Origin of the sequence: Pandoraea pneumonica, assembly GCF_049918595.1 — a bacterium.
Classification (GTDB): Bacteria; Pseudomonadota; Gammaproteobacteria; order Burkholderiales; family Burkholderiaceae; genus Pandoraea; species Pandoraea pneumonica_A.
On the sequence record NZ_JBNCRZ010000004.1, the window covers coordinates 267,625 to 286,763 of the forward strand.

Annotated in this window: 18 protein-coding genes; 8 read left to right on the forward strand and 10 right to left on the reverse strand. The window is 63.8% G+C overall.

The window, feature by feature from the left end; all coding sequences use genetic code 11:
- Positions 1–114: 114 nt before the first annotated feature.
- The 3 genes from ACPWR9_RS17795 to ACPWR9_RS17805 form a co-directional block, all read right to left on the reverse strand.
- Complete coding sequence (locus ACPWR9_RS17795; protein WP_426299955.1) at positions 115–1,749, reverse strand: inorganic phosphate transporter; 1,635 nt, start codon at positions 1,747–1,749, stop codon at positions 115–117.
- A gap of 106 nt (positions 1,750–1,855) precedes the next feature.
- Positions 1,856–2,962, reverse strand: a complete 1,107-nt coding sequence (locus tag ACPWR9_RS17800) for an S-(hydroxymethyl)glutathione dehydrogenase/class III alcohol dehydrogenase (RefSeq protein ID WP_150680855.1) — start codon at positions 2,960–2,962, stop codon at positions 1,856–1,858.
- Positions 2,963–3,087: 125 nt separating this feature from the next.
- Positions 3,088–3,876, reverse strand: a complete 789-nt coding sequence (locus ACPWR9_RS17805) for an AraC family transcriptional regulator (protein WP_426299781.1) — start codon at positions 3,874–3,876, stop codon at positions 3,088–3,090.
- Positions 3,877–3,988: 112 nt separating this feature from the next.
- On the opposite strand from ACPWR9_RS17805, the gene ACPWR9_RS17810 reads away from it, so the two are divergent.
- A complete protein-coding gene (locus tag ACPWR9_RS17810) occupies positions 3,989–5,149 on the forward strand; it encodes a multidrug effflux MFS transporter (protein ID WP_426299783.1) in 1,161 nt (386 codons plus the stop codon).
- Between the two features lie 23 nt (positions 5,150–5,172).
- Here ACPWR9_RS17810 and ACPWR9_RS17815 read toward each other — a convergent pair whose 3' ends face one another.
- Positions 5,173–5,793: a cupin domain-containing protein gene (locus ACPWR9_RS17815; protein ID WP_426299785.1), complete on the reverse strand. Its 621-nt coding sequence runs from the start codon at positions 5,791–5,793 to the stop codon at positions 5,173–5,175.
- Positions 5,794–5,887: 94 nt separating this feature from the next.
- Positions 5,888–7,609: a putative bifunctional diguanylate cyclase/phosphodiesterase gene (locus ACPWR9_RS17820; protein ID WP_426299787.1), complete on the reverse strand. Its 1,722-nt coding sequence runs from the start codon at positions 7,607–7,609 to the stop codon at positions 5,888–5,890.
- A gap of 539 nt (positions 7,610–8,148) precedes the next feature.
- Here ACPWR9_RS17820 and ACPWR9_RS17825 point away from each other — a divergent pair.
- The 4 genes from ACPWR9_RS17825 (at position 8,149) to ACPWR9_RS17840 (ending at position 12,323) form a co-directional block, all read left to right on the forward strand.
- Positions 8,149–8,700 (forward strand): YfiR family protein, encoded by a 552-nt coding sequence (locus tag ACPWR9_RS17825; RefSeq protein ID WP_426312083.1) that lies wholly within the window; start codon positions 8,149–8,151, stop codon positions 8,698–8,700.
- A 143-nt stretch (positions 8,701–8,843) separates the two neighbouring features.
- Positions 8,844–10,133: a diguanylate cyclase domain-containing protein gene (locus ACPWR9_RS17830; protein ID WP_426299957.1), complete on the forward strand. Its 1,290-nt coding sequence runs from the start codon at positions 8,844–8,846 to the stop codon at positions 10,131–10,133.
- Positions 10,134–10,263: 130 nt separating this feature from the next.
- On the forward strand, positions 10,264–10,860 hold the full coding sequence (locus tag ACPWR9_RS17835) for an OmpA family protein (protein ID WP_426299791.1): 597 nt from the start codon (positions 10,264–10,266) through the stop codon (positions 10,858–10,860).
- 215 nt (positions 10,861–11,075) lie between these two features.
- Entirely contained in the window at positions 11,076–12,323 is a 1,248-nt protein-coding gene (locus tag ACPWR9_RS17840) for an SGNH/GDSL hydrolase family protein (RefSeq protein ID WP_426299793.1), read from the forward strand.
- 27 nt (positions 12,324–12,350) lie between these two features.
- On the opposite strand, the gene ACPWR9_RS17845 is transcribed toward ACPWR9_RS17840, so the two are convergent.
- Positions 12,351–13,013 (reverse strand): 2-hydroxychromene-2-carboxylate isomerase, encoded by a 663-nt coding sequence (locus ACPWR9_RS17845; protein ID WP_426299795.1) that lies wholly within the window; start codon positions 13,011–13,013, stop codon positions 12,351–12,353.
- A gap of 251 nt (positions 13,014–13,264) precedes the next feature.
- Between ACPWR9_RS17845 and ACPWR9_RS17850 the strand changes: the two genes are divergently transcribed.
- On the forward strand, positions 13,265–14,317 hold the full coding sequence (locus tag ACPWR9_RS17850; protein WP_426299797.1) for a YeiH family protein: 1,053 nt from the start codon (positions 13,265–13,267) through the stop codon (positions 14,315–14,317).
- A gap of 119 nt (positions 14,318–14,436) precedes the next feature.
- Complete coding sequence (locus ACPWR9_RS17855) at positions 14,437–14,610, forward strand: hypothetical protein (protein ID WP_174988177.1); 174 nt, start codon at positions 14,437–14,439, stop codon at positions 14,608–14,610.
- Between the two features lie 151 nt (positions 14,611–14,761).
- Here the strand turns inward: ACPWR9_RS17855 and ACPWR9_RS17860 are convergent, their stop codons facing one another.
- From ACPWR9_RS17860 to ACPWR9_RS17875, 4 genes are all read right to left on the reverse strand, one after another.
- Entirely contained in the window at positions 14,762–15,661 is a 900-nt protein-coding gene (locus ACPWR9_RS17860; RefSeq protein WP_426299799.1) for a glycosyltransferase family 2 protein, read from the reverse strand.
- A gap of 25 nt (positions 15,662–15,686) precedes the next feature.
- Complete coding sequence (locus ACPWR9_RS17865; RefSeq protein ID WP_426312085.1) at positions 15,687–16,988, reverse strand: O-antigen ligase family protein; 1,302 nt, start codon at positions 16,986–16,988, stop codon at positions 15,687–15,689.
- Positions 16,989–17,122: 134 nt separating this feature from the next.
- The gene (locus ACPWR9_RS17870) at positions 17,123–17,470 is read right to left on the reverse strand and encodes a hypothetical protein (RefSeq protein ID WP_426299803.1); all 348 of its coding nucleotides are present in this window, start codon (positions 17,468–17,470) and stop codon (positions 17,123–17,125) included.
- A 74-nt stretch (positions 17,471–17,544) separates the two neighbouring features.
- A complete protein-coding gene (locus tag ACPWR9_RS17875) occupies positions 17,545–17,757 on the reverse strand; it encodes a hypothetical protein (RefSeq protein WP_426299805.1) in 213 nt (70 codons plus the stop codon).
- Between the two features lie 362 nt (positions 17,758–18,119).
- Here ACPWR9_RS17875 and ACPWR9_RS17880 point away from each other — a divergent pair, with 362 nt between their 5' ends.
- The gene (locus tag ACPWR9_RS17880) at positions 18,120–19,073 is read left to right on the forward strand and encodes a LysR family transcriptional regulator (RefSeq protein ID WP_426299807.1); all 954 of its coding nucleotides are present in this window, start codon (positions 18,120–18,122) and stop codon (positions 19,071–19,073) included.
- The last annotated feature ends 66 nt before the right edge of the window (positions 19,074–19,139 follow it).

Genomic DNA, 19,139 nt, shown 5'->3' on the forward strand with positions numbered 1-19,139 from the left:
TTTGCTGTCACGCGTATCGAAACCGGGTCGCAATATTTGTGCGCATTACGGGGCTTACAAAATGGGAAGGTCGCGCCGACACGCAGTCTGGGCAAGGTATCGCGGCTGTGAGCCTCACAGCACCTGACTGAACGCCCAGTACAGGCCGCCTGCGAGCACGATGGCGGCGGGCAGGGTCAGCGCCCACGCCAGTAACAAATTCCGGATGGTGTCCCACTGCAAGCCCGAGCCGTTGATGGTCATCGTGCCGGCCACGCCCGACGACAGCACGTGGGTCGTCGATACCGGCAAGCCGTATAAGTCGGCCGCGCCGATCGTCGCCATCGCGACCAGTTCGGCCGAGGCACCCTGCGCATAGGTCAGGTGTTTCTTGCCGATACGCTCGCCCACGGTCACCACGATGCGCCGCCATCCGACCATCGTGCCGAGCCCCAGCGCAATCGCGACCGCCACCTTCACCCAGAACGGAATGTATTTGGTGGCTTCGTCGAGTTGCGACCGGAACGCCTTGAGCGCGCGGGCAGTGTCTGGTGCGACCGGGACCTCGTGGTGCCGCTCCAGTAGACGAATCGACTCCGCAGCGACGTACATGTCGTTGCGCACATTGGCGACCGACTCGGCGGGCATACGGGCAAACGAGCCGTGATTTGCGACTTCCCGAGCGATCTCACCGGTGAGTACCGACAGTGCGGGCACGACTTCGGGCGTCAGCGTTTCGGTGCGAACGAAGGCGGTCAGCACGGCGCGCGGGGCCGACGTTGCCACGGTGCCGGACTGTGCAGTTGTTGCCGCGTTCGCGCTCGACGGTAACAGTGGCGGTTGCGCCGCTAGCGCGCGCTGTGCCGTCTGTGCCGACGCGACGAACTGCGCAACTTGCGCATCCGGCATGGCGTGATTGAGCGCGTAGGCCATGGGCACGGTGCCGACCAGAATCAGCATGATGAGCCCCATGCCCTTCTGACCGTCGTTGGAGCCATGCGCGAACGACACCCCGGTGCACGTGAGGATCAATAAGCCGCGAATCCACCACGGCGGCGGTGTGCGCGGCTTGGGCGATTCGTAGAGTGCTGGATTGCGCACGAAGCATTTCAGCGCGATGAACAGTGCGGCTGCGCACCCGAAGCCGATGATCGGCGAGAGCAACAGCGAGTAGCCGACGGTGGCGACCTGACTCCAGTCGATACCGCCCGTGCTGCTCGTCACGTCGCGCCCTCGCATGAGCGCGTTGGCAATCCCTACGCCGACGATCGACCCGATGAGCGTGTGCGACGACGATGCGGGCAGCCCCAGCCACCACGTCGCCATGTTCCACACAATGGCGGCGATCAGCAGTGCGAACACCATCGCAAAGCCCGCCGACGATCCCACTTGCAGAATCAGTTCGACCGGCAACAACGACACGACGGCGAACGCCACGGCGCCGCTGGAGAGCAATACCCCAAGGAAATTGAACAGACCCGACCACATCACCGCCACACTGGGCGGCAGCGAGTTGGTGTAGATGACGGTGGCCACGGCATTGGCTGTGTCGTGAAAACCGTTGACGAACTCGAAGCCGAGCGCGATCACGAGCGCGATGACCAGCAGCGCAAACGGCAGCAACGCCATCGAGTGCTCGCCGGCACGGCCGACATCGCGCACGAGGCTGTAAGTGGTGAAGACGAGACCTGCGACGAGCAGCGTGAAGAAGATGGCGAGGCGAATGCGATGACGCCGCCGCCGTGCCCGGGCGAGCGGTCCGGTGGACACGCCCGCGTCGGGCGGCGCAAGCGGGTGGGCCGCCGCAAGCGCCGGATCGGGTGACTCGGCGCTTGCCTCGCCGGGGCGGGTCACGGTCGCGCGATTGCCGCTTCGATCAGTAAAGTACGACCGAACGAATCGACTCGCCGCGCTTCATCAGGTCGAAGCCTTCGTTGATCTGGTCGAGGCGCAGGGTGTGCGTGATGAGATCGTCGATGTTGATCTTCCCTTCCATGTACCAATCGACGATCTTCGGCACGTCGGTGCGTCCGCGGGCGCCGCCGAATGCCGAGCCTTTCCACTCGCGTCCGGTGACCAGTTGGAACGGACGCGTGCTGATTTCCTGACCGGCCGCAGCCACGCCGATGATGAACGATTGGCCCCAGCCCTTGTGGCAGCACTCCAGCGCCTGACGCATCGTCGTCACGTTGCCGATGCACTCGAACGAGTAGTCGGCGCCGCCGTCGGTCAGTTGCACGATGTGGTCGACGACGTTCTCGACTTCGTTCGGGTTGATGAAGTGCGTCATGCCGAACTTCTTCGCCAGTTCCACACGGCCCGGGTTGATGTCGACGCCGATGATCTTGTCGGCGCCGACCATCTTCGCGCCCTGGATCACGTTCAGGCCGATACCGCCCAAGCCGAACACGACGACGTTCGCACCGGCTTCAACCTTGGCCGAATACACCACGGCGCCCACGCCGGTGGTCACACCGCAGCCGATGTAGCAGACCTTGTCGAACGGCGCGTCGGAGCGCACTTTCGCCACGGCGATTTCCGGCACGACGATGTAGTTCGAGAAGGTGGACGTGCCCATGTAGTGGAAGATGGGCTTGCCGTCGAGCGAGAAGCGCGACGTGGCGTCGGGCATCAGGCCGCGACCTTGCGTGCTACGGATCGCCTGGCACAGATTGGTCTTGCGCGAGAGGCAGAACTTGCACTGGCGGCACTCGGGCGTGTACAGCGGAATGACGTGATCGTCTTTCTTGAGCGTGGTCACGCCGGGGCCGACATCGACCACGACGCCCGCGCCTTCATGGCCGAGAATCGCGGGGAAAATGCCTTCCGGGTCGGCACCCGAGAGCGTGTAGTAGTCCGTATGGCAGATGCCGGTGGCCTTGACCTCGATCAGCACCTCGCCAGCGCGCGGCCCTTCCAGATCGACTTCCTCGATGGTCAGGGGCTTGCCGGCTTCCCAGGCAATGGCGGCTTTGGTTTTCATTGAGAGATTCCTCGTTGCAACGACGTTTGGGGTGATTCCCTTCGCGACGTACCTTACCGCGTTCTAAACTTGCACGCGAGTCTTGACACGCGTGTGACGCGAAAAAAGCAGGGCCGGATGCGCAATTAGCAAGGCCCACGCCGTGCAACTTGCTGGCGCAGTTGACCCGGTGTCTTGCCGGTCATCCCTTTGAAGAACGCGATGAATGCGCTCTCGCTCGCGAAGCCGAGCGCATCGGCAACCCACGCAAGCGGTTTGCCGCTCGACAGTCCCTCCACTGCACGTATCAGGCGCCATTGCTGACGCCACTGCTGGTAACTCATGCCGGTTTCACGCTGAAAGATGCGGCCGATGGTTCTGGCGCTGGCGCCGACCGTGCGCTCCAAATCGCCGAGTGGTGGCGGCAATTGTTCGGGATGGTCGAACAATGGGGCGAGTCGGCGATCGCTGGGCAGCGGCAGCAGCAACGGTTGACGCTGTGCGGCGGCAGTCTCCGCCAGACACAACGCGAGCAAATGACTCGCGACCCCCGTCGACCAGTCGGTCTCCCACGCAGCGAAAGCGATACGTTCGAACACTTCGCGCAACAGCGCACCGACTTCGATTACCTCGATTTGTCCGGGCAGGCTGCCGAGCCACGGTTCCCCAAGAAAAATCGAGCGGTACTCCACCGGCGTACCGGCAACGGCGCGATGCGAAACACCCGGCGGAATCCATGCGGCGCGCGTGGGCGGCAACAAACACAACTGGTTCGCCAGCGTGATCCGAATGCAACCGTGCTGCGTGAACAGCCACTGCCCCATGCGGTGCCGATGCGCGCCGGAGTCGTGGTTGCCGAGGGTGGAGGCAATGCCGATCGCGCTGCGTTGCTGTGCATCGGGATCGAACGTTGCGTGAGCGTCAAGCCATGCCATGGCGGGCGTCTCGGAATGGAATGTCCGATTTGATCGATAAATAGACGGAATACCAATAATACGTCAGGGGGTGTTGCCGGAAGATGCGGCCTTCACTTTTCAGGAGTTTGCAATGCAAGTGCTTAACCGGCGTGAGATGGCACTACCCATCGCGCTACTGATGTTTCCGCAAATTGCCGAGACGATCTACAGCCCGGCGCTGGTCGATATCGGCGAGGTCTTCGGCGTGGGGCCGGCTGCTGCGGCCAGCACGCTATCCGTGTACTTCTTCGCTTTTGCCGTGGGTGTGGTGGTCTGGGGGCGCATGTGCGATGTGATCGGCCGCCGTCCGACCATGCTGTGCGGTCTGACGATCTATGCGCTCGCGTGCGTGGCGGCATTGTTCGTCGACACGTTCGGCGCGTTGCTCGTCGCGCGCGTGGTCTCGGCATTCGGGGCGGCTGTCGGATCGGTGGCGACGCAGACGATGCTGCGCGACCGGTACCAGGGCGCCGCACTCGGGCAGGTGTTCTCGATGGTGGGGATGGCGCTCGCCGTGAGTCCGGCGATCGGCATGTTTTCGGGTGCGTTGCTCGCGAGCTGGCACGGTTACGTCGGCGTCTTCGGCGGGCTGGCGGCGCTGGCTGTCGTGCTGCTCGGTTGGAGCGCGAAGCGCTTGCCCGAGACGCGTCCGCTTCATGTCACGAAAGTGCCGCTCTTCGCCACGCTGTGGGTGATGCTGCGCGACCTCGATATCTGGCGTTCGGCGGCACTCGTCGCGCTATTCAACACCTGCCTCTTTTCGTACTACAGTCTCGCGCCGTTCATGTTCGAGCGGCTAGGGATCAGCACGGCGATGTTCGGCTACTCGGGGCTCGCGCTAGCGCTCGGCTCGGGCGTCGGCGCGAGTCTCAACAAGCGGCTGCTCGCGCGCGACGTGTCGCCCCAACGCATCGTGATGAGCGCGAGCGTGTTGGCGACACTCAGCGGTGCCGCCGTTCTGCTTCTCTCGGAAACCGTCTGGTTTCTCGTGCCTGTCATGTTGCTGGTCGTAGCGTTCGGGCTGGCGATTCCCAACATTCTGAGCAACGCACTGGAGCGTTACCGCGACCGCTTGGGAACCGGCGGCGCGGTACTCGGGCTGTATTACTACTTGCTGATCGGCGCTGGGCTCACGCTCTCGGGCATCGCACAAACGTTGGGCGGCACGTACTTCCTGTGTGGTCTCGCTGCGGTCATGCTGTGCGCGACACGCATGCTCGACGCGCCGCGTCAGCGCAGCGCGAGCCGCTGATCTGTGTGGTGGGCCGCGCCAGTTCAAGAGGGCTGCGCGGCGGGCTCGTAGATCGTGAGCGGGCCGCAGTTCTCGTCGGTCACAAAGAACGCGAGCAAGCGGGCCGAGTGCGTCGGGTCCGGGTTTTCTGACAGGGTGTGCAGCGTACCCGGCGGCTCGAACCACGTTTGATTCGTCTTGTAGGTGATGAGTGGGCCGGCATCGAGCTGCGACCGGATCGTGCCTTCGATCACCACGGCGGTCACCGCACCCGGATGCCGATGCGGCGGCGAGAAGGCCAGCGGCGGAAATTCCACGATGGCCGTGGTTACCGATTTACCGGGCGCGTTGGCGAGCGGTTCGCACGACAGCGGTGTGAGCTTGGTGGACGGGCGTGCAGCGGCGCCACTGTTCGCGGATGCACCCGTCATCGCGGCGATGGCCTGTGATTGTGCCGCGCCCGACGGCACCGGTGACGCGTGGGCCGAGAGCGCATCGTTGGCCCGCGTGGCCAGCGTGCAAAACGCGTCGAGCCAGCCGGGAAGGGCGCGTTGCGCCGGAGGCGTTAAGGCGAGTCCGACGGCGGCGATACCCAATGCGGCAACGACGGCGGTAGTACGATGCGCGATCCACGGCGCACGCGAGAGCTTCAGTAAATCGACCATGGCGAATCCTCCGGAAAGGACTCAGATTAGGGAGCCGATGTCCTGTCAGGAAGTGCCAAAAAACGTCGAATGCACTATGCCATGCGAGTGCGACTTAGCGGCGAGCCCCGCTGCCTAACGGCGCCACGATGTGATACAGCCCGTGCATATCGATGGGCCGTGCAAACCAAAAGCCTTGGGCTTCGTCGCAGCCCAGCTCCTTGAGGCGCTGGGCTTGTGCCTGCGTCTCGACCCCCTCGGCCGTCACGCGCAACCCCAGCGAGTGCGCCATGGCGATCACCGCGTTCACGATGGACAGACTTGGCGGGTGCGCGAGCATATCGCGCACGAAGGTTTGATCGATCTTCAGCCGATTGACGGGAAACCGCGTGAGATACGCGAGACTCGCGTAACCCGTGCCGAAATCGTCGACCGCAATCTCCACCCCCATATCGTGCAGCGATCGCAACGTGCTCACGGCGGCGCTCGAGTCGCCCAGCAACACAGTCTCCGTAATTTCAATCTCCAAATGCCGCGGCTCTAGCGCGTGCGCGAGCAGCGCTCGCTCGACCATGCCCACGACATCTTGTCGCGCGAATTGCTGCGCGGAGACGTTCACGGAGATGCGCGGCAAATGGCCACAGCGTCGCAGCAGCCGGCTGGCTTCGCGGCAGGCGGTCTGCATGACCCATTCACCCAGCGTCAGCATTAGCCCCGAGGTCTCGGCGATGGGGATGAATTCAGCCGGTCCGATGTTGCCGCGTACTGGATGACGCCAGCGCAGTAGCGTCTCGGCGCTGCGGATTTCGCCATCCGCCAGACTGACCTGCGGCTGATAAACCAGATGCAACTGCGAATGCGCTTGCTCGTTCACCGCCACGCGCAGCAGGCCTTCCAGCTCGTTACGCCGGCGTGCCTGCGCGTCCATTTCGCTGCTGAAAAAACGCATGCCACCGCCGCTGGCACTCGCCTCGGCGAGCGCGACGTGGGCGCGCCTGAGGAGCGTCTCGGGCGTGTTGCCATGCTCGGGATAGCTCACGGCACCAATGCTCGCGTCGAGCGCGACCGGGTTCTGGTCGACGTCGGCCCATTGCGCCAGACGTGCCTGAAGTCGCGATGCGAGCAAGCGCGCGGCGTCGCCGGTGTCGTTCGTCACGATGACGAACTGGCTACTGCCGAGACACGCCAGTGCGTCTTCGGGCCCGCTCGCTTCGCGCAGCCGCTCGGCGGCGATGCGCAGCGCCAACTCGGCCGTGGGTGGCCCAAAGGTGCTGCGCAATTTGCGAAGGTGATCGAGTTCGACCAGCATCACGGTGAGCCCGACCTGCTGACGGGCGCAGCGATGGATGGCGAGTTCGAGCCGTTCGTTGAGCAGGGTTTGGTTCGGCAGTTGGGTGACCGGATCGTGATGGGTGACGTACCAGAGCCGGGACGCCACCTGAACCTGCTGCGACAGATCGAGTACGATGCCGACCCAGCGGCGCTCGCCGGGGGCGTGTTCCACGCAGGACAGCGCGAGGCGGATGGGCAGCCAACTGCGCACGTGGGTGAGCAGATGCCACTCGTCGTCGTAAGGCACCGCTTCGTTAGGGGAGAGACTCGCCAGTGCCGGTAGACGGCGGCGTGCCAGTTCCGACGGGTCGAGCAACGACAGCACGCTGCGCAGGCCGACGAGATGCTCGGGCAGATAGCCCGTGAGCCGGGTGAAGGCAGCGTTCATGCGCTCTAGCATGCCGTCGTCGTTGCAGACGAACATGGCATACGGGGCGCTGTCGAGCGCGGCACGGCTCAACTCGGCTTGAATATCGGGTACGGGACGCGGCACCAGGTCGTTCATGGTCGCGCGCGTCGAACGGCAGCACTGAGCAGCAACATGCAACACCTCCCTGGCGTCGCGGATCTCTTGATTTTCGAGCGATCTTCGTCGCTCGTTTTACCTTGATTTTCAAAAGGTTATGCGCTTTATTCTGCCACGGTAAAGGCGCGCGCGTGCAAGGGAAAATGCGGACGTGACAGGGCTTTCGAAAACCGGTTCGCGCGTGCATGCTGTGTGAAGTCGGCCGCTGCTGGTGGCCTATCGAAAATGGGAGGGGTTGGGGCCTGCGTGTCTGGTCGCCGAGCCGATTACCGGGCCACGTCTTCATATGGCCTCGTACACGGGGCTTCGGTATGATGCGGCCTGACCCAAATTGGGGCATGCGGTTTGCCGCCGTGTCGAAATTCGGTGACGACTGCAAATTATTAAGGACTACAGCGTTGTATTGCGTCTGGACGTTGACGGGCAGCACGGCATCGGGGGCCTGGCATCAGCGCCAGACACCTCGGTTGGCGCGCGTGCGCGTCGCCCTTATTTTTCTCTGTCTGTGGTGGCTCGCCATGGGCAACGCGACTGCGCAGGTGCCGGGCGCAGCCTCCGGCAGCGTGGCCCCTGCCGGCGCGCCGTCGTCCGCCGCAAGTGCGGGTGGTGCCGTGACGACAGGTACGCGCGAGGCCAACGTGCGGCAGGTCGTGCTGGGCATCATCAGTTTCACGCGCTGGCCCGCAACGCCGCCCAAGGTGCGGCTGTGTGTGAGCGGCAATACCGACTACGCGCGCGATTTGCTCACCGGCCCGTTGCCGAGCGCGGGTGTGCCGGTCGAAGCGCAGCGCATAGCGGTCGGCGACCCCTCCGTTGCCACATCGTGCGACGCGCTCTATCTCGGTGCCGTGAGCGATACCGAACGCCGGCAATTGCTCAGTCATATCGCCGGTCATCCGATGCTCACGATCAGCGAGCGTAACGACTCGTGCACGCTCGGTGCGATGTTCTGTCTGAACGTCGATGCCGATCGTGTGACCTTCGACATCAACCTCGATACCGTCGCGCGCAGCGGCGTTCGCGTTCACCCCAACGTGCTGAAGCTGGCACGCAAGCCGGGGACACCATGACGATCCCACGCCCCCCCATCCCCCCACCACCCGGCGCGCCGATGTCTGGGCACGCCCCCCTCGCCGGACTCGCGCCGGTCGAGATGCCCGGCGGCGCGTCCGCCGATTCCCAAGGCGCACAGACGGTTCACGCCAACGGCGCCATGCATGACATACCGTTGGCAGGCGTTGCCTTAGCGGGTGCCGCCAATGAGCCGGTCAGGCGCCGCCGCAGGCCCTCGCTACAAGGCGTGTTGCGGCGCACGCATTTGCGGCTCGCCGTCTCCGCTGTAGTGCTGGCGGCGGTTTCGCTGACGCTGGTGGCATGGATCGCCTTGCGTGTGTACGCGGAGAACAATCTGCTGTTGCTGGGCCGCTCGCTGGCCTACACCGTCGAGGCGGCCGTCGTGTTCGGCGATCGTGTGGCGGCGCAGGAAGCGATCGCCCTGATCGCGCATGAAGAAGATGTGGTGCAAGTGCGCGTGCTCGACGCGCACGGTGCCCAGTTTGCGTTGTGGCGGCGGCCCGACGGTGGCGCGCTGGCAACGCTCGAGCGTGCTGTGGCCGACGTGGCGTTGCCCGGGCCGGTCACGCTGCCGATTCGTCACGACGGCGATGTCGTCGGTCATATCGAAGTGCAGGGGCAGGGTCATCAATTCTTCGTATTCCTATTGAGTGGTGTGGGCGGTGTGCTGGCGTGCCTGCTCGTGACGTTCGCGGTGGCGAACGTGCTGGCCAAACGCATGCACCGCGATATCGTCAAGCCGCTGCGGGCGTTGGCTGAAGTGGCCCACGCCGTGCGCCGCGAGCGTGCGTTTCACCAGCGCGTGGCTGCCACGCCGCTGGCCGAACTCAAAGAACTGGGTGACGACTTCAACGCGTTGCTCGACGAATTCGAAGGCTGGCAGAACCACTTGCGGGCACAGAACGCGACGCTGGCCCATCAGGCGAATCACGATCCGCTGACTGGTTTGCCCAATCGCGCGTACTTCGAGACTCGCCTCGCGCAGGCGCTCGCCGACGCACACGAGTTGGGCACGCACGTCGCGCTGCTGTACCTCGACAGCGATCGCTTCAAAGACATCAACGACCATTTGGGGCATGACGCGGGCGATGCCGTGCTCGTCGCGATTGCCGAGCGCTTGCGCCAGCCGTTGCGCGAGGGCGATCTGGTGGCGCGTTTGGGGGGCGACGAATTTGCCGTGATGCTTCCGGGGGTGCGTCAGACGTCCAACGCCGTGCGGCTCGCGCAGAGCTTGCTCGTGTCCATGGAAAAGCCGATTGCGCTGCCGGGGGGCGGCGAAATCGTCACGTCCATGAGTATCGGCGTCGCGCTATATCCGACGCACGCCCCGGATGCCCCTGCGCTGCTGCGCATGGCCGACGCGGCGATGTATCAAGCCAAGCGTGCCGGTGTCGGCACCTGGCATGTTGCGGAAACCCCCAAGGGTTAGGGGATCACGCAGCACCTAACATGAGTAGAACTAGTCTCAACTAGTCGCGCCTAAGCAGCACACCAGCAGTACATAAGCAGCACCATAAAGATAAAGACGACCGGATTACACACCGCAATGGGGAATCACCTTGAACTTCGCAGTTGACACCACACAATCGCGCCCGGGCACTTCGCCGGTTCATGCCTTTATCCACCGGGCTACGAGCCTCGTGTTGAGCCATCTCTCGCGCCTGAGCACCCTCAGCCGCCGCTTGGCCATCCTGACTTGTCTGATGGGCGTGGGCGTCCTCGCCGGTTGCCAGACGGCGCCCGTGCATGGCCTCACCGCGGCACAGATCGCCGCGCTCAAATCCGAGGGCTTCGTGCAGACCGATGAAGGCTGGGAGTTCGGCTTGTCCGACACCGTGCTCTTCGACACCGACAAGTTCGTGGTCCGCGATGCCGCACGGCAGACCGTCGCTCGTATCGGTCAGACGCTCGTGAAGGTTGGGCTGTCGGAGGTGCGTGTGTACGGCTACACCGACTCGGTGGGTAGCGACACCTACAACGAGCAACTCTCGGCCCGTCGCGCCGACGCCGTCGCCGGTGTATTGGTCGATGCCGGCATGCAACGTAGCGGCATTCAGACCGTCGGCGCAGGCAAGCGCAATCCGGTGGCCGACAACAGCACGGCTGCCGGGCGCGCGCAGAACCGACGCGTCGCTATCGTCATTTCGACACGCTAAGCCGCTAGTCCGCTTAGCCGCTAAGCAACTTAGTCGCTAGGTTGCTAAGTCTCTCAGGCCGCGCTGGCTTGCTCCGGCGCGGCCGTAAGGTAATGTAAGTCCTTGCCAACGGCCACATTCAGGCACAATGGCGGCTGTTGCCGGGCCGCCTCGGCAAAGATTCGAGCGCCGTTGCTTCGCTGTACCCGATGCCCCCGATGTCCCCAACACCGCCGATGCTCCGTTTTTTATTCGCTGCCGGTCTGATCCTTCTTGGATCGTCTGCCCTGGCACAAAACGCCCAGAATGCCCGCGTGGGCACGTGGGCCACGGCCCCGCAGGCGGTGGCACAACATCCTGCCGCCCCGTCGTTCAATCGCGCCCCGGCGGTCGGCGGACGCACGGTGCGGCAAATCGTCTATCCCAGCCTGTCGGGCGGTGAAGTGCGTGTGCGCTTCACCAACGCTTATGGCACCCAGCCACTCGTGATCGAGCGTGCAAGTGTGGCGAGCGCCGTGCGAGGGGCCGCCATCGACGCCTCGACGCTGCGCCCGCTGACGTTCGGCGGCCAGCCGGTCGCGAAGATCGCCCCGGGGGCTTCGCTGGAAAGCGACCCGGTTGCCCTGTCCGCTCGTGCGGGCGTGCCGCTCGCCATCAGCCTGTTCACCCGTGAGGCACAAACGCCTACCACGTGGCACAAGATCGCCCAGCAAACCGCGTTCTTGAGCGGTGCGGGCGATTTTGTCGACAGCGAGCTCCCCACGCCGTTTCGCACGAAGTTCACCAACACGCTGTGGCTTGCCGGTGTGAGTGTGGTCCCGGCGGCACCCGCACATGCCATCGTCACGATCGGCGACTCGATTACCGACGGCATGCGCAGTTCGATCAACGCCAACCGTCGTTGGCCGGATCGGCTCGCAGAACGTCTGGAAGCGGCGGGGCGGCGCGATATTTCGGTGCTCAATCTGGGGATCAGCGGCAATCGCCTGCTGCACGATTCCGCGTGTTACGGCGAGCGGCTCGTGGCGCGTTTCCGGCGCGACGCGCTGGAGCAACCGGGCGTGCGCACGGTGGTCGTGCAGATCGGTATCAACGACATCAACTTCGGCTATGTGCCGCCGCATTCGGGACTCGATTGCGACGTACCGCACGTGATCGTGACCGCTCCCGAGATGATCGCGGGCTATCAGACGCTGATTGCCGCGGCACGTGCCAAAGGGGTTCGAATTATCGGCACCACGATCCCTCCGGGCAAACTGCCACCCGAGCGTGAAGCGGTGCGCGAAGCGGTGAACACATGGGTACGCACGGCCGGGGCTTTCGATGGCGTGATCGATTTCGACGCCGCGCTGCGCGACCCGGGCCAACCGACACGCATGTTGCCGCGGCTCGACAGCGGCGACGGCACGCACCCGAGCGACGCGGGCTACGCCGCTATGGCCGACGCCGTGCCGCTGCCGCTCGTGCTGGGCGCCAGCCGATAAGCTCCCCGCGCGGGCGGGCACCTGCGCTTAGCGTTCGCGCCGAACGCCGACGGTGATGTGTTGCAGACGCTCGACGTCCGGCGAGCGCAGCCATTCCGGATGCGCCAGGCAGTGCTTTAGCAGGGCGGTCGCATCGTCCCCCCAGTACAACTCTCCCTCGCAAGCGAACGTCGGCACGCCGAACACCCCAGCGGCAATGGCGGCCTCGGTGTTCTCGCGCAACCCGGCTTTCACTTCGGGGGCCTCGGTGCGTGCTGCCGCTTCCTCTGGCGACAGTCCCAAGCGCGCACTCAGATCGCGCCAGCCTGCCTCGTCGGTGACGTCGCGTCCTTCTGCCCAGATAAAACGAAAGATCGTGCGCACCACGTCGTGCGTGGCCCCGAGCGCGACGGCCAGACGCAGGACGCGAATCGGGTGAAACGGGTGCACCGGGGGCATGCGAAAGGCGATGCCGTCTTGCTCCGCGCGGAAGTGCGCCATGCGATACGTGAAGATGCGCTTGGCCGGAATCTCGGCCGGGCCCTGCGTCTGCAAATGCACGAGAATCGCCCCGAGCACGATCGGCTTGAGTTCGACGACGAGCGACGCAGGCAGCGAATCGAAGCGCTCGAACTGGAGATAAGCGAAGGGGGAGGCGAAGTCGAAATACCACTCGGCGCGGTGCGCCCGGGTGTCGGCAGCTTGCGACATGAGGAACGGTCTCCGGATTTTAGGGTTCTGGTTGTCACGTAAAGCAGGCTCGAAAGAGTGTATCTCAGGCCACTCGGTGTGACCTTCTCTCGCGTCGGCCCGCGTTCGCCGCCAGAAAGCGCAACGAATTCAGTGGTTTAGCGCGTCACCCCATAAATATCGGGAATATTTATATATCGTATTCGATATAACGATTTTTATTATTGAAGCGCTTTTCTTAGACTGGCAAGCATTCAACAGGAGTGCCTGCCATGACAACGAAAACCCACGACGCCCGCCCCGCCACGGCATCCCGCCCCGACACGCTGGTGCCGGATCAGCACAACCCGTGGGCTGGCCTGGTGCTTTCGACGGTCATTGCGCTTGTGGCGTTCTTGCTCGGGCGTCAGATGCCGCTCGTCGGCGGTCCGGTGTTCGGCATTCTGCTCGGCATTCTCGTTCGCAACATCTTTGCCCCCGGCGCTCGCTACGAAGCCGGGATCAAGTTCGCCTCGAAGTACGTGTTGCAGTGGTCGATCATCGCGCTGGGCTTCGGTCTGAGCCTGTCGCAAGTGGCACATACCGGCCTCGAGTCGCTCGCCGTGACGGCCGTGACCATTACCGCAGCCGGGCTGTCGGCGTGGGGCCTCGGCCGTATGCTGGGCGTCGGCGGCAAGCTCAAGTTGCTCATCGGCGTGGGCACGGCCATTTGCGGCGGGTCGGCCATTGCTGCCGTCACGCCGATCGTGAAGCCGGACGACCACGAAACCGCGTTCGCCATCTCGACCATCTTCCTGTTCAACATCGCCGCCGTGGTGCTCTTCCCGATGCTCGGCCACATGCTCCATCTCTCGGATCTGGGCTTCGGCATGTGGGCGGGCACGGCGATCAACGATACGTCGTCGGTGGTGGCCGCCGGTTACAGCTACAGCAAGGAAGCCGGTGACTACGCGACCATCGTCAAGCTGACCCGTGCCACGCTGATCATCCCGATTTGTCTGACGCTGGCCGCAATCGTGGCGTATCGCGCCAAAAAATCCGGTGCCGGTAACTTCAGCCTCGCCCGCATCTTCCCGTGGTTCATCCTGGGCTTCCTGATTGCATCGGGCATCCGCACGGCTGGTTTGGTGCCGACGACGCTGCAACCGTGGATTCACGAAGCGGCCGAATTCCTGATCATCGTGGCACTGACCGCCATTGGCTTGTCGTCGAACCTGCGCCGCATGGCATCGACGGGGGTGCGTCCGATTCTGCTGGGGCTCGGTGTGTGGGCGGCCGTGTCGGTGAGCAGTCTGGCCGTACAACTCGCGATGGGCCAGCTCTAATCCCTGAATCAGGGGGAACGGACCCTAGGGCAGACCCGGCGGGCAAGCCGGAACGCTTCGCCTAGAATGCAATCACGCACAGTCGCTGGCTGTGCGTGATGCATTTTCGGGAGACGAACATGGCAACCTCGTTCGGAGAGATCTGGTACACGATCGGCGCGTTGGTCATCATTGCGCTGCTCGCGGGCATGGTGTGGGAGCTTGGGGTGTGGTGGACGCGTCACCCCGATAGCCCCGCTGTGCGACGTATGGAGCATGCCTGGGCCCGTATCCGGCATCCACGGCACCATTGACGGCACCTGGCAGCACCGGCGCCGCGCCGCAACGGCCGCGCGCTTCAGGACCGGGCTGCCAGAAACGACAACGGCCGGCGTTTTGGGCCGGCCGCTTGGGCAAGTGTGTCTGGTCTGGCGGCGTCGGTGGCCGGTCAGACGGCAATTGGCTTCACGACTGACCGAACTTCAAATGGCGTGGGACGTTCTTGTCCCAGCGCGCCAAATCTTCGAGTGGGTAGGGCTTGCCGCCGTGCAACGCGCGTTTGATGCGGCTCTTGCCGCTGGGCTGCGGCACGTTGGGCAGCGCGTCGCCTGCGGGCGTACCGGCATGGTCGAGATAATCGCGCTTGAACTCTGCCTGCGTCATGCCCCACTTCATCAAAAACTCGCGGCTGCCGCGGTTCTTGATCACGCGCCCCGTCGAGCGGCAACCGAAGTGATAAACCACGCTCTTGCCGACGATACGGAACGTGCGGCAGCCAACGAGCCAGAGCTTCATCAGGAAGTCGTCGTCGCTGCTCATGCCCGGCCCGAATTCGATGCTGTAGCCCCCGACGAGATGCCAGAGACTGCGGCTGACCAGCGTCGGTTGTGTCGGCACGCCGTTGACGTCCGCACGGCCCAGCGACTTGGCGAAAGCCAGCAGAGCGGCTTCGTCGAACGTTTCGGTGGTGGTGCCGAAGTCTTGCGAGACCACTTGTTTGCTCACGCCCGCATTGGGCTCGATCATCACCGAAGACAGGTAATAGACCGGCGTGTCGAGCGCGCGAGCCGCGTCGATGAGGGCGGTGTCCCATCCGGGGGTAACGAACATGTCGTCGTTCAGGAACAACAACTGTTCGTGCGAGGCGAGCGGTGCCAGTTGGTTGAGCGCGAGACACACGCCAACATTGCCGGTGCTGTGGGTGTGGCGCAGCCCTTGCTCACGCACCCAGTCGAGCGTGCCGTCGCTGCCGTCGTTTACGTGAATCAGAATCTCGTGCGCTTCGCCCGAGTGCCGTCGCACGCTGTCGATACACAGCTTGAGAAACGGCAGGTTGTTCCACGTCGGGATCAGAATGCTTAGCATGTCAGGACTACGGCCTCGCTACGAGTTAGGAACGCTCGGCCGCAACGGCGGTGTCGGTCGGGTTGTCAGGATAGGCAAGCGCGGCCAAAAGCGCCAGAAGCGTCGCATAGAAAGCCACGGTGACCTTCAGATTGAACGTTTCGACGGTCAAACCGAATACCGCGAATGAGAGCGCCGTCATCAGGCCCATGAACGCGGCGCGTTGTTCTCGCCGGTTGGTTTGCGTTGCGGCGACGCGAACGAAGAAGTAGGCGGGGCCGACATAGACGCCAAGGATGGCAAGCAATCCGAGCAGGCCGTAATCGGCGAAATACGCGAGGACCTGATTATGAACTTCACCCTTGCCGTAATCGGCGGCGAGCGGTGTGAGATCGCCCGATGCCGCCATCGTCGGCATAGCATCCCGGTAACCATGCGCGCCTAGCCCCGTCAGCGGATTTTCCCGAATGAGCTTCACGGCCGCTTTCCACAATTCAAGACGAATGCCCACCGACGTGTCCGCCTGTCCGGCGTGCAGCAGCGTGAGGTCCGAGTAGATGGCGTCGAAGCGTTCTCTGACGGTGCTCGACAGGAAGGTGCTAGCGACGAGCACAACGGCGACGCCTGCGATTGCCGCTCGGCGTTTCATGTTCCCCGCGTAAGGTTTGCAAAGCAACCAAGCGGCAATCAGAACAGGTAAGGCAACCCAGCCACCACGGGATTGACTGGCCCACGATGCATAGCACCCGGCAGCGCCACCTAGCAGTTTGAACGCGACGATCCAGAACCGGTCGCGTTTGAGCCAGTGAATCGACATGATCGAGAGCACGCCGAGCAGAAGCGCGATATCGCCAAAGTGAATCGGGTTGAGAAACGTGCTTTCCGCCCGCGGAGAAAGCGTCTCGGAGGTCGAGTAGAGCGCCATGAATGCCGCCGAGATGGCACCCAACCCGAAGGTCAGGTCGATCCATTTGGGAATCGCGCTGGCGATATGACGCAGTCCGACGAATACCAACACGGCCAACAGAAACCGGACCGGTGAATCGAGCGTATTGGCAACCACGTTGCCGTGCAGCAATTCGACGACAAATACAGCGATCACTGGGAGTGCCAGCGAAGCGATAAACAGTTTGAAATACGGGGTATGTCCGACGCCGGTATGCGACTTGCCACACTTTCGCGATCGGAAGAGCGCAATCGCACCACAGGCCGTAATCAGGAACATTACGGTGTTTCCGCCGCGCGGAACGACGAGCGCAGCAGCAGGAAACAGCAGAATGAGGATGCCTACAATCGTGGCAAACAGATGCCGGCCGGGATTGCAGGTCGGCGCAAGGGTCTTGCTCATTGGATACCTGGCAGACTTCGTCAATTAAAACTGCACGAAGTATGCCAGAAATAGCGTTCGGAACCGCCCTTTACACGTCTGCGGTGTGTTGCGGCACAACAAGTGCGCGGCGCGAGAGCCCGCTGCGCCTTGACTCAGAGGTTCATCGCCCCCAGCACGGCGCACAGGTGCAACGCGACGTGTGTCCATGCGGCTTCGTCGTAAGCCTCGCCTTCGCGTGCTTGTCGTTGCGCTGCATGAAACACGCGCCACATGGCGGCGGCGCTCGACGGGGTGCCGCCGGCCAGTTGGTATTGGCGTTGTAGCGCTTCGGCCAGCCAAGGCTGCTCATGCGCGCAGGCCTCGGCGTACGCCTCGACGGCGATGCGCGCGAATGGGTCGACCGCCGGATCGAGTACGACTTCCTGGCGGGCTGCCATCTTCGGCATCGCCGACAGGGCATGGTTGCGGGCGGCGGTGTGGCGTGTGTGGTGGTGTTTCATGACGGTCTCGTCTCGTTGGCCGCGCCAGGCGTCCCGGCGCGGGAACACTTACGTGGACTCGATGGTTCAGTCGCTCAATCGTTTTCCATATCGCGAATGAACAACATGGCGGCGTGTTTGGCCTGATCGATACTCGCGAACGTGCGGCCGTCCATCGGCCAAACATCCACCAGCACCGCGTAATTGCCCGGCCGGTCGGCCTGCATGATGCGAATGTAGTGCTGACGGAACACGCAACGCGCGAGTTCTACTGTCGGATGCGGACGGCGAAAGTGGGCAGATGGCATGACAGTCTCCAGTGAATCGGCCCTCCGGCCTCGACGGGCCGTTACTTCTCCATCAGCAAATCTCATGCCATGCGTCTCGAAACCCTCAACTACTTGATTTGTAAGGCGTGACGCGCAGGTAAGTCTCCCCGACCGGTCCCAAACCCTGCCAAAACGTTACGGAAACGAAACATCCCCGGAACGCGGGACGTAACACGCTCCCGTTCGACTCGGACCACCCGGGCGTCGAAACCCGGTCGGCCCAAGCTCGCGTCTGGGGGCTTTTTTGTGATCCATTAGAATGGGCCAACGCCTCGCCGCTAATTGCGGTGACTTTTTGCCGATACGCCGATATCGGAACCTCTCAGTCCTCTCCACGCTGCATGAACCTCCGCTTTCTCGAAACCTTCGTCTGGCTCGCCAAGCTGCGCAATTTCCGGCTGACGGCCGAGCGGCTGCACACCACGCAGGCGGGCGTGTCGAGCCGGATCGCGTCGCTTGAGCAGAGTTTCGGCGTGCGACTGTTCGATCGCAGCGCGCGCGAAGTCACGCTCACCGCCGCAGGCCAGAAGGCCCTGGCGTATGCCGAGCGCATCGTCATGCTCGGGCAGGAGATGAAGCGCGAGCTATCCGACCCCGACATGCCGCCCGGCGTGCTCAAGATCGGTGTCGTCGAGTCGATCGTGCATAGCTGGTTTCCCGATCTGGCGGCCCGCATTCACCGCGAGTACCCGCAACTCGAAATCGAGGTCACCAGCGAGACGACCATCAACCTGTGCAAGCAGCTCGAAGCCGGATCGCTCGATCTGGTGTTGCAGACCGACATGCAGCACGGCACCGGCATCGATAACCTGGCGCTTGCCGAGTTTCCGATGCGCTGGGTGGCCAGCCCCAAGCTCAACCTGGAAGGCGAGACGCTCGACGTGGCTGACCTGGCGGCTTATTCGCTGGTGAGCTTTTCGCGCAACTCCGGGCCGCACAAGACGCTGGAGCGCATGTTCTCGGTCGCGGCCGAGCGGCCGGTGCGGGTGCACTGCATGACATCGGTCGCGGCCATCATCCGGCTTGTGGTCGACGGTTTCGGCGTCGCGATGCTGCCGCCCGCGATCATTCAACGCGAACTGGGCGAGCACAGCCTGCATTTGCTGCGCGTGAACGCCAATTTCCCCAATCTGCCGCTGGTCGGCTCGTTTCGCACGGGGGCGCTGCTCGCCGAGAACGTCGCCCGCCTGGCGCAGCGCACCGCGAGCGAGTTCGCGCTCAACATGGGGCCGGATATCGCTATTCCGCCCGCCGCTGCCATGACGGCCCCCGCGTGGGGCGACGCGGAATCCTGACGCACACCTGCTCGCCATTGGGCGCCGTCGGCTGCCATCGGGCGCAAACCGCCTGTGGTCGGGCCT

Coding starts and splice junctions, on each gene's coding strand:
- ACPWR9_RS17805 (WP_426299781.1), bottom strand. CDS start 3,876: ATGGCATGGCTTGACGCTCACGCAACGTTCGATCCCGATGCACAGCAA.
- ACPWR9_RS17815 (WP_426299785.1), bottom strand. CDS start 5,793: ATGGTCGATTTACTGAAGCTCTCGCGTGCGCCGTGGATCGCGCATCGT.
- ACPWR9_RS17830 (WP_426299957.1), top strand. CDS start 8,844: ATGCATGACATACCGTTGGCAGGCGTTGCCTTAGCGGGTGCCGCCAAT.
- ACPWR9_RS17865 (WP_426312085.1), bottom strand. CDS start 16,988: ATGAGCAAGACCCTTGCGCCGACCTGCAATCCCGGCCGGCATCTGTTT.
- ACPWR9_RS17850 (WP_426299797.1), top strand. CDS start 13,265: ATGACAACGAAAACCCACGACGCCCGCCCCGCCACGGCATCCCGCCCC.
- ACPWR9_RS17880 (WP_426299807.1), top strand. CDS start 18,120: ATGAACCTCCGCTTTCTCGAAACCTTCGTCTGGCTCGCCAAGCTGCGC.
- ACPWR9_RS17855 (WP_174988177.1), top strand. CDS start 14,437: ATGGCAACCTCGTTCGGAGAGATCTGGTACACGATCGGCGCGTTGGTC.
- ACPWR9_RS17870 (WP_426299803.1), bottom strand. CDS start 17,470: ATGAAACACCACCACACACGCCACACCGCCGCCCGCAACCATGCCCTG.
- ACPWR9_RS17860 (WP_426299799.1), bottom strand. CDS start 15,661: ATGCTAAGCATTCTGATCCCGACGTGGAACAACCTGCCGTTTCTCAAG.
- ACPWR9_RS17825 (WP_426312083.1), top strand. CDS start 8,149: ATGGGCAACGCGACTGCGCAGGTGCCGGGCGCAGCCTCCGGCAGCGTG.
- ACPWR9_RS17845 (WP_426299795.1), bottom strand. CDS start 13,013: ATGTCGCAAGCTGCCGACACCCGGGCGCACCGCGCCGAGTGGTATTTC.
- ACPWR9_RS17800 (WP_150680855.1), bottom strand. CDS start 2,962: ATGAAAACCAAAGCCGCCATTGCCTGGGAAGCCGGCAAGCCCCTGACC.
- ACPWR9_RS17840 (WP_426299793.1), top strand. CDS start 11,076: ATGCTCCGTTTTTTATTCGCTGCCGGTCTGATCCTTCTTGGATCGTCT.
- ACPWR9_RS17875 (WP_426299805.1), bottom strand. CDS start 17,757: ATGCCATCTGCCCACTTTCGCCGTCCGCATCCGACAGTAGAACTCGCG.
- ACPWR9_RS17810 (WP_426299783.1), top strand. CDS start 3,989: ATGCAAGTGCTTAACCGGCGTGAGATGGCACTACCCATCGCGCTACTG.
- ACPWR9_RS17820 (WP_426299787.1), bottom strand. CDS start 7,609: ATGAACGACCTGGTGCCGCGTCCCGTACCCGATATTCAAGCCGAGTTG.